Origin of the sequence: Hymenobacter crusticola, from assembly GCF_002154225.1 — a bacterium.
Classification (GTDB): Bacteria; Bacteroidota; Bacteroidia; order Cytophagales; family Hymenobacteraceae; genus Hymenobacter; species Hymenobacter crusticola.
Genome location: NZ_MTSE01000099.1, coordinates 1 through 1,547, shown reverse-complemented (window position 1 = coordinate 1,547; position 1,547 = coordinate 1). Strand labels below are relative to the sequence as shown.

Below are 1,547 nucleotides of genomic sequence, written 5' to 3'. Positions count from 1 at the left end.
CGGGGGCAAAGTAGAAGATCTTGCCCAGCGACTCGGGCCCAAATGCCCCGCCATTGAGGGCATAGAAGCCGCCCAACACATCATCAGCGACCAGCAACATGCCCGCGGGTTTGCCCTGGTTCCATCCCATCAAGGTGCGATTCAACGCCGGGCTGCCCGAGCCGAGAATGCGCAACCAGCCCCCATCGACCAACAAACCACCCGTCTCATAGATGATCGCGCCCATAGGAGAGTGGGTGGTGACTTGCGCGGCCAGCAAGGTGCTATCAGCCCGGGCAGGGGTCTTGGGCAGGACCTGCACCTGGTTTTTGGCGGTCCGCAGCCAGTCGCTCACCAGATCCCAGCCGGGTTCTTGCGCGTTGATCAAGTCGGCCAGGGGTCGAGGGGAAGGCACTTGGGCCACTAAGCGGGTACTAAGCAAAAGGAAGAGAGCCAACCAGAAATGGCGGTGAGGGGAGAGCAGTCGGATCACAGTAGAATAACGGATAAGATAGAAAGTAGACAACAAACGCTAGGGCGTTACCCCAAATGGGTCTAAAAATAAAGCACAAGCATGGAAAATATGCTAAAACAAGGACTATTCACTTGAATTATCCTTTTATTACTTTTCCCAGGTTGTCCGTATAAGCCTTATTATGTAAATCACCTTTTCCCAGGATGCAGTCATCTTCGCAGTTTGGCTATTTTCTACCTTTTATCTAATCAGCGTATTGCTGAGAGCAACAAGCTTGTTCGCTACTAGCTTGCGCAGGATAAGATTCGCTGCTACCGAATGGATTCCCTTACTACGACCGAACAACAAGTCTTAGCCTATCTACACGAGTTTGTCCACTATGCGGACTTCTTCTGCACGACATTAATCGCCGCGTTTCCATCGGCGCCAGCAGGTATACCGCCCTTAGAACAGCTCGCACTTGTCGCACCACGTGGCCAGGTACAGACCCTGCAGTATGCTTTTCATGGGCTGGGGTGCACTTTTCAGCAAGAGGGCATGATTCTCAGCCTAGATTTTGATAGCCTCGGACAGTGGAGTGGTTTCGCTCCGTGGCACATCAGTAGCTTTTTGAGCACGAATCACCCGACGCTGGGGCTCTCGTCGGAAGACCTTGCTCAAGTCTTTGACACACTTGTTGCTAAACAATGGCTTTATCAGGTAGAGCGGGCCTTTGATCAGGAATTCTATTATCTAACACCCCCTTACTGAACATAACTTTTACTTATCAGACTGCCTTCTAAGTTGGTCTAGTTTGCCTTACTACTACTTGTATTAGGACTCGGGTACCCGTTGTCGTACGTAGTCGGAAGAATGTTGCCGTAAGGTGGCATAGTAGGGTCGTAGGAGCGCTTGATTATACGCCGCTACAATGTCCATAGAAGCAATAATCATATACTCATCGGCATGATGCGCTTGCAGAAACCCCTGCGCTAAAGCGACCGCCCGCTCCACTCGGATGTGCGCCAAGCTCAAGAGAGCGTATCGTTGGACGTGTACGTTGTGGTCTGAATGGATGAGGTCCACCAACCATTCTTCGGCTCCCGCAAAGGGG

3 protein-coding genes are annotated in these 1,547 nt (G+C 51.8%); 1 reads left to right on the top strand and 2 read right to left on the bottom strand.

Features of this window, described 5'->3' with window-relative positions; all coding sequences use genetic code 11:
- A partial coding sequence (locus tag BXP70_RS29010; RefSeq protein WP_218779903.1) for a DUF2625 family protein occupies positions 1 to 436 on the bottom strand: 436 nt, incomplete at its 3' end.
- Between the two features lie 336 nt (positions 437 to 772).
- On the opposite strand from BXP70_RS29010, the gene BXP70_RS29005 reads away from it, so the two are divergent.
- Positions 773 to 1,204: a DUF6896 domain-containing protein gene (locus tag BXP70_RS29005; RefSeq protein WP_086597602.1), complete on the top strand. Its 432-nt coding sequence runs from the start codon at positions 773 to 775 to the stop codon at positions 1,202 to 1,204.
- Positions 1,205 to 1,267: 63 nt separating this feature from the next.
- Here BXP70_RS29005 and BXP70_RS29000 read toward each other — a convergent pair.
- Positions 1,268 to 1,547: hypothetical protein (locus BXP70_RS29000; RefSeq protein ID WP_218779902.1), on the bottom strand; the 280-nt coding region annotated here is incomplete at its 5' end.